Source organism: Quyinboa sediminis (assembly GCF_042219855.1).
Classification (GTDB): Bacteria; Bacteroidota; Bacteroidia; order Bacteroidales; family UBA5342; genus JBHJHP01.
Genome location: NZ_JBHJHP010000003.1, coordinates 632,921 through 639,934 on the forward strand (window position 1 = coordinate 632,921; position 7,014 = coordinate 639,934).

At 33.6% G+C, this 7,014-nt stretch carries 11 protein-coding genes; all 11 read right to left on the bottom strand.

All coding sequences use genetic code 11. The features are described from left to right. Positions 1-285 precede the first annotated feature (285 nt). The 11 genes from ACE1EF_RS10605 to ACE1EF_RS10655 all read right to left on the bottom strand — a co-directional run bounded on the left by ACE1EF_RS10605 (position 286) and on the right by ACE1EF_RS10655 (position 6,859). Positions 286-588, bottom strand: a complete 303-nt coding sequence (locus ACE1EF_RS10605) for a PKD domain-containing protein (RefSeq protein ID WP_375720637.1) — start codon at positions 586-588, stop codon at positions 286-288. A 66-nt stretch (positions 589-654) separates the two neighbouring features. Next, positions 655-1,266 carry a hypothetical protein gene (locus tag ACE1EF_RS10610; protein ID WP_375720638.1) on the bottom strand — a complete coding sequence of 204 codons (612 nt, stop codon included), beginning with the start codon at positions 1,264-1,266 and terminating at the stop codon, positions 655-657. 180 nt (positions 1,267-1,446) lie between these two features. Further along, on the bottom strand, positions 1,447-1,746 hold the full coding sequence (locus ACE1EF_RS10615; RefSeq protein ID WP_375720639.1) for a helix-turn-helix domain-containing protein: 300 nt from the start codon (positions 1,744-1,746) through the stop codon (positions 1,447-1,449). Then, on the bottom strand, positions 1,743-2,087 hold the full coding sequence (locus tag ACE1EF_RS10620) for a type II toxin-antitoxin system RelE/ParE family toxin (protein WP_375720640.1): 345 nt from the start codon (positions 2,085-2,087) through the stop codon (positions 1,743-1,745). The genes ACE1EF_RS10615 and ACE1EF_RS10620 overlap by 4 nt, the downstream gene beginning before the upstream one ends. 233 nt (positions 2,088-2,320) lie before the next feature. Then, positions 2,321-2,899 (bottom strand): hypothetical protein, encoded by a 579-nt coding sequence (locus ACE1EF_RS10625; RefSeq protein WP_375720641.1) that lies wholly within the window; start codon positions 2,897-2,899, stop codon positions 2,321-2,323. A 188-nt stretch (positions 2,900-3,087) separates the two neighbouring features. Further along, a complete protein-coding gene (locus ACE1EF_RS10630) occupies positions 3,088-3,378 on the bottom strand; it encodes a helix-turn-helix domain-containing protein (protein ID WP_375720642.1) in 291 nt (96 codons plus the stop codon). Continuing rightward, a complete protein-coding gene (locus tag ACE1EF_RS10635) occupies positions 3,375-3,725 on the bottom strand; it encodes a type II toxin-antitoxin system RelE/ParE family toxin (protein WP_375720643.1) in 351 nt (116 codons plus the stop codon). Before ACE1EF_RS10635 ends, ACE1EF_RS10630 begins: the two co-directional genes overlap by 4 nt. Positions 3,726-3,950: 225 nt before the next feature. Further along, the gene (locus tag ACE1EF_RS10640) at positions 3,951-4,736 is read right to left on the bottom strand and encodes an energy transducer TonB (protein WP_375720644.1); all 786 of its coding nucleotides are present in this window, start codon (positions 4,734-4,736) and stop codon (positions 3,951-3,953) included. A 38-nt stretch (positions 4,737-4,774) separates the two neighbouring features. Next, a complete protein-coding gene (locus ACE1EF_RS10645) occupies positions 4,775-5,938 on the bottom strand; it encodes an IS4 family transposase (RefSeq protein WP_375720645.1) in 1,164 nt (387 codons plus the stop codon). A 293-nt stretch (positions 5,939-6,231) separates the two neighbouring features. Continuing rightward, positions 6,232-6,564 carry a HepT-like ribonuclease domain-containing protein gene (locus tag ACE1EF_RS10650; protein WP_375720646.1) on the bottom strand — a complete coding sequence of 111 codons (333 nt, stop codon included), beginning with the start codon at positions 6,562-6,564 and terminating at the stop codon, positions 6,232-6,234. Beyond that, positions 6,554-6,859: a nucleotidyltransferase family protein gene (locus tag ACE1EF_RS10655; RefSeq protein WP_375720647.1), complete on the bottom strand. Its 306-nt coding sequence runs from the start codon at positions 6,857-6,859 to the stop codon at positions 6,554-6,556. Before ACE1EF_RS10655 ends, ACE1EF_RS10650 begins: the two co-directional genes overlap by 11 nt. Positions 6,860-7,014: the final 155 nt, after the last annotated feature.

The window sequence follows — 7,014 nt, forward strand, 5'->3', positions numbered from 1 at the left end:
ATAAATCTGACCGTTTGTTTGTGGTCAAATATACTACCAATTACGATTTGAGAAAAGTGAAGTGTTTCTTTATCTTTAAAGTAATTTTTTGTTGCTTTTAAACGACCAGTTTTTAAGGGAAATTACAGACTTATATACGTCTTGTTTAAAAGTCAAACACCGTACGTGGATCTTGGTAGATTTGCTGCATAAATTATTGGCTATTTTTGGGGTCTTCCCTTAGAATAGTGTTGTGTGGCGTAATTTATTAAGAGTAATATCTTAATGAATTATAATCATATCCATTTAATCGGTTACAGTTATTGTAACAGTTTTTTCATCCGATCTCAATCCATTTTGAGCTCGTAAATCAATGATATAGTTCCCTTTTCGTTCATAAATATGGGTCGGATTGGTGTCATCACCGATAGACATATCCCCAAAATTCCACGAATACGAAGTTGCGTCAGTCGATAAATTCGTAAATCTTACTTCCTCCCCAGCTTTTGGTTCTTTTGGTTCCCAGGTAAAGTCTGCAATCGGTTCTTTTCCGCAACTAATTAGAATTAATACAATTGTAAATCCAAATATGAATCTTACTAATTTCATTTTAATATGTTTTAAAAATTCATCTTTTATTCATTTCTTGTCCCTTTTTCATATGTGCCATAACCCTCAATTATTTATCCAAGAATCAATCTTATCAATGAACCAATCACTGTCAAATTTTATTAAAGTTAAGCCGTTTTTACCCCAATAATATGTTTTATTCTTTTCTGAATTAAACTCAAAATAATCAATCGTAACATAAGCTCTATTAGTAGAAATAAACTTGATGTCAATTATTCTAATCCCGTCAACTGGCTCTTGTCCGCCTGTCCATCGATAAAAGTTTCCAAAATCACAATTTGCTTGTTCATATTCGTCTAAGTCGATAAAAGTCGTTTTTTCAAAGTCAAAAAATTTCACTTTCTCTAAATTCTCAATGCATTCGGAATAGCTTTGCTTTTCTTTCATTAACAATGAATCTGAAAATCCGTGGGCTTTTAAATTGTCAAGATATTTTGAGTAATCAAGTGTGGTCATTCCGTTTTTAGATTCTATGAATTTTGGCTTAAAATCAGAATCTTTCTTTTCCTTAATCGAAGTCAAGTACCAATCATAAAATCCGTTTACAATCTGAGCGACTTTAATTGAATCAGCTGTAGAATTATCAGATGCTATTAGAATATTTGAGAATCCAAGAAAAAGAATCAGAATCCATGTTGTTTTAACTCTCTGTTTCATCGTTCATTTTTATGCCACACAACGGTCCCGCGGTATGGTGTCGTGCGGTTGACTGTCCCACGAAGTGGAGATTGTCAAGCCGAAAACGACGGCATACGGAATGTGGTTTTGCAAGTTAAAATAAAACCGCATGCACTATGACCGCGTGTTGGGCTGCGTAATATTTCAGTCAGGTTTAAATCAAAGAAAAGTAAGTCCGATCTTTCTGTTTAATCCTTTTTCAAAAATTCTAATCAAAGTAGAGAGCTGTATATTCCCTTTTGCATTTTCAATCTTTGAAATGTAACTTTTCTTTGTGCCAGCTTTTTCAGCTAGTTGTTGTTGTGTTAATTTTGCTTCTTTCCTGGCTTCTTTAAGCATTTCACTTACAATGAACATTTGAGCTTTTTCCTCATATACATTTCTGGTCTCTGTTCCAATTTTGCCATGTTCTCTCTCAATTAATTCATTGAAGGTTTTAATTCCTTTATAGTCAGTCATGATTGTTTGTTTTTACTGTTAAAATATTCATCTTTCAATCTCATTGCCTTTTCAATCTCTTTCTTTGGAGTTTTTTGTGTTTTTTTCTGGAATCCATTAAATAGAATTACCAATTTGCCTTTGTCAAAACAGCAAAACACTCTGTAAATGTTTGATTGAAACTCAATACGTATTTCAAAAAGTCCTTCATAACCAGCCATTGGAGCTAAGAACTTCTTTGGCACCATTTCAACTTGCTTTATTAGTTCAAATACATATTGAAATTTTTCTTTAACTCTCTGATCAAGTGTTTTATAAAAGTCAATGAAGTATTCTTCGTAGAATATTATCTTTCTATTCATGGTGTAAAGTTATCTTAAAAGATAACATATTCAAATTTTTTTAATCCAATTTTATGTATTATGGACAGTTTATATTATGCAGCCCAACGTTCCCGCGGTATGGTGTCGTGCGGTTGACTGTCCCACGAAGTGGAGACTGTCAAGCCGAAAACGACGGCATACGGAATAAAGATTTGCTGGTTAAAACAAAACCGCATGCACTATGAACCGCGTGTTGTGCAAAGTAATTAATTTCAATAATCCACCAATTTATCATACAATCCTTTTCTTAATCCCCAATCAGTAAGTACACTATCAAATTGAGAAAAGGTTAATGTTTCAATTGGCAATTTATTCATATAATCAGATCTTGTTTTCAAAGTCATAACTCTTAATGAATCACGGATAATATTGGGCTTTATGAATTTTAATGTTAAAATCTTGTCTTGCTTTTTATTTATGAAATCATCCTCGATACTGTAGATGTCAAACAGATCAAATCGTATAATTTTACCAGAATGATATATGCTATCTTGGCTCAATGATCTGTAGTTTGACCATTTTGTTTCTATAATATTAAGGTACATTAAGGAATCAAGTTGTGGTAACTGATATTTTTTCCAAGTATTTTGTTCTTCGTATATTGAATAATCACGATGTAGATCTGAAAATATAAATGATATAAGAAGGACCGTCAATAATAATGACCCTGACTTTTTAAGAATCTTTTCTCCTTTTTTCGTGTCGGGGGATTTTAAAATAATTATCAATCCGATAAATGCTGCCGTGGCTATTAATCCTATAAGAATGAATAATATAGTTGTTGTCTTCATATCATAAGTTTCGATTTGATAGTGTGTCTAAGTTATTTTGCCCAACGTTCCCGCGGTATGGTGTCGTGCGGTTGACTGTCCCACGAAGTGGAGACTGTCAAGCCGAAAACGACGGCATACGGAATGTGGGTTTGCATGTTAAAACAAAACCGCATGCACTATGACCGCGTGTTGCCTGCAGTAGTTTTTTATCTAATTGAAATATTCAAATGTTTTCCTAATCCAATTTCAATTAATTTGTAATAAGTCGAGATTTGTATATCACTTTGTCCTCTCTCAATTCTTGAAATGTAGCTCTTTTTTGTTCCAGTTCTTTCAGCTAGTTCTTCCTGAGTCACTTGTGCTTCTTTCCTGGCTTCTTTAAGCATAATTCCTAATCTGAAAGCGAGTGAATCAGAATCATATTTATCTCTTTTAGGAGTCCCTTTTTCTCCGTATTTTTCTTTTAATAAGTCTTCGAAATCAGTTAAATTTTTCATTTTGAAGATCCTCCATATTTTTCTGTTAAGTACTCTTTTTTTAATTTCTCAGCCATTTTAATCTCCTTTTTGGGAGTTTTCTGACTCTTCTTTAGAAAGCAATTTGTCAGTACTACTAAGTCTCCTTTATCTTGAAAGCATAAAATCCTAATACTCTTAAAAGTCGTAATTACTCTAACTTCCCAAATTCCATCAGTATTTTCAAGCAACTTGTAAAACTTCTTGGGAACTTGTCTTTCAAATCTAACCAGGTCAAGTACATATTCAATTTTCTCTTGAACCTTTGAATCTTGACTTTTGTAGAAATTGACAAAGTAGTCCTTGTATGCAATTATCTTTCTAATCATTTAACAAAGTTAACTTATTAGTTTACTTTCTCAAAATCAAATATGGACTATTTTAAATTGAATTTTCTTTTTTCACTATTGCAGGCAACGTTTCCGCGGTATGGTGTCGTGGCAGTTTCTTTCACCCGTGAAAGGAACTGTCAGGACGAAAGGAGTTGGGTGCGAACGTTGATACATTTTGTTTAAAAGTACTGCCATGAACTATACCGTGTGTTGGCAGGTCGTTCATTTTTTATTTTTATCACTCATGTCAAAGACAATCGGGAAAATCCACCAATCTGATAATTCCCCGTGATTATAAATTACTGGCCATTCAGGGATCGTTTTCACAATGCGAACTGCCTCTCTGTCGTAAATATCATTCACGCCTTTTAAAATTTTAACGCTATCAATTTTACCTTGATTGTCAGTAGATGCTACTTGAACATAGACACGCCTATCTATTGTATCTGATTCAGGTAAATTTTCCCAATGAGTATTTTTTTTAATGAGTTCTCTTAAAAGCCTTTCATCTTTTAAAAGTTTAGTCTTTGTCATAGTATTATCACATTTCTCAACCGAAATAATTTCCCCTTTGAGCACTTTAAAAGCTAATTCATATTCATATATTTTTCCAGAAAAAGTTATGTCCCAAGAAAGAATCATTTCTCCATATGGAGCATAAAGTATTGTATCAATCCAATCAGCAAGTACTAATCCATTATCATATTTATCTGGAAATAATTCCAGCAGATTTGCATTTAAACTATCGCTTTTTATAGATTGAAGATAGATGTGATCATCTTGTACTATCCAAGTGCAATAATATGGTACTTGATCAAACATGCGTTGTATTTTAGCATCCTCACCAAAAATAGGTTTCGTATTCCATTGTTTGAACTTTGAAATAAACTGCAAAGGATAATTATACAGGTTATATGTAGTTCCATTATATATTATTCTATCAGCACCGTAAGTGCCAGAGAAGCTGAATACTAAAAAAGTGTATATTAATATGAAGCGTAATCTCATTTTATAATCACTAGTGTCCCATTAAAATTGGGACGTTATTAATAATTAAACAAATTTGGCTCATTAAGCCTAAAACGTTCTTTGTCATTTTGAAATTTAGTTCTCATAAAGAGGTCTCGAAGATGAGTTTTATCAGTTAATGATATACTCAGGATCTGTAAGATCTCATATGTGCTTCTTTCAAGTTGCATGTCTTTCTGGACAATTGCTACCAAGCAGTAGGTGCATATGGCAACGTAGATTTGTATGCGTACTGCGTTTTCAGTAGTGCCCCAGAATTTCTTGATTTTCAGATGTTGCTTCAGCCACTTAAAGAACAGCTCGACTTGCCAGCGGTTCTTATAAAGTTCAGCAACCTGGAGTGCAGAAATGTGCATTGCATTGGTTAAAAACACAAGCTCACGCTTTTGTTCTTCATCCCAATATCTGACCAATCTAAGATATTTTGGGTAGTATTGCCTGGGATAAAAGCCAGTCAGTTCAATCGTTACATCAGAATGCACATTTTTTGGCAATCTTCGTTTCCATTTGATTATCTTGTATTGAAGGTTTTTCTTTGCTCTAACAACGAAGAAAGCTCCTATTTGATGAATCTTATACAACATCCTGAAGTGATTATATGCACGGTCAAATATGTAATAAGATCCTGATTCATAAGGAATTTCTTTCATTGCCGTAGAATCATGAACAGAAGCTTCTGTAATGAGAAAGAAAGCTGGGATCTGTGTCTCTACATCATATAATGTATGTACCTTGATTCCACCTTTTTTCTTGCGAAACTTCGCCCACCAAAATACGGAAAGGCACAAATCAATCGTTGTTGAATCAAAAGCGTAGACATTACCATCAAGCTTGAAGATGTCAGAAACTCGTTTCTGCCTGGCTTCGTTTATCAAATAGTAAGCGTACTGTTCAAAGATGTGATAATCTCTATCTTGATTAGCTCTTGCCAAAGATGATTTTGAAATATTCTTGCCCATACCCAAATGATAAGATTTGGTATGATGAGCATCAAGAGCGACTATCAAATCTCTCAGACTTTCACGATTTGAAAGCTGGCCAAACATCATCGAAAGAAGTTGATTCCAACAAGTGAAATGTTTTACATATCTATCACCATCATATTTGGTAACAATACGATTAAACTTACTTCGATTTAAAAATGAGACCAGTTGAGCGAAAACGTATTTGTCTTGAAACATATGCTGTCAGATTAATCTGAAGCAAAGCTAAAATTCAAGTCCGTTCGCTCGAAAATCCTCTGTAATTAACTAAATTTCAATTCTTTCAAAGAACTATTTTAAACTTTAATGGGACAGCAATGTTTTATAATTTTGATTGAATGCCTGCCAACGTTCCCGCGGTATGGTGTCGTGCGGTTGACTGTCCCACGAAGTGGAGACTGTCAAGCCGAAAATGACGGCATACGGAAAGTGGATTTGCAGGTTAAAATAAAACCGCATGCACTATGACCGCGTGTTGTAACCAGTTGTTTTTATTTGATTAAAACTTGAATTTCTTTCTTTAGAATAGGTAAGTGTCTGACAATTGTTCCCCAAATAATTTCATGATCAATTTTATCATATCCGTGAATGACTCGATTTCTCATGCTAATAATTTGTCTTTTACTTGAAATTTCCAGTGTGTTATCCAGTCGATCGAGTTTTGTCATCGCTTCACCAATAATTTCGAACTCTCTTTCGATTGCTCGTCTCATCATTTTGTCAGACATATAGATGGTAAAATCTCTTTTTTCTCCAAGGTAACTCTCAATCGAATCAATAGATTCTTTAATATCAAATAAGTACTTTTTAATTTCAAGCTCCATAAATCAAGGTCTTTGTCTTATTAATCGATTCTATGAAGTAAGGATTTGAAAGTGATTTGTCTGTAATCAAATCAACAGGTCTTTTTAAGATAGTTTCAAACTTATCAGCCAATTCGAAATATGTATCAGCATAGTCACCGTAATCCATTGGTTTGAAAGAAATCAAAAGATCAATGTCGCTATCATCATTAAATTTGTCAGTACATACAGAACCAAATGCAAAAAGACTACTTACATTATGTGTAATACATAATGCTTTGATATTATCCATATTTTCTTTGAGTAGTCTATTCATTGTTTTACAATTTATACAAACTTAGCAATCTAAACGGATATTAGCAATATGGTTTAAGTCTTTCATGCAATTGGTTACAACGTTCCCGCGGTATGGTGTCGTGGCAGTTTCTGTCCGATAGGATAGGAACTGTCAGGACGAAAGGAGCTGACTGC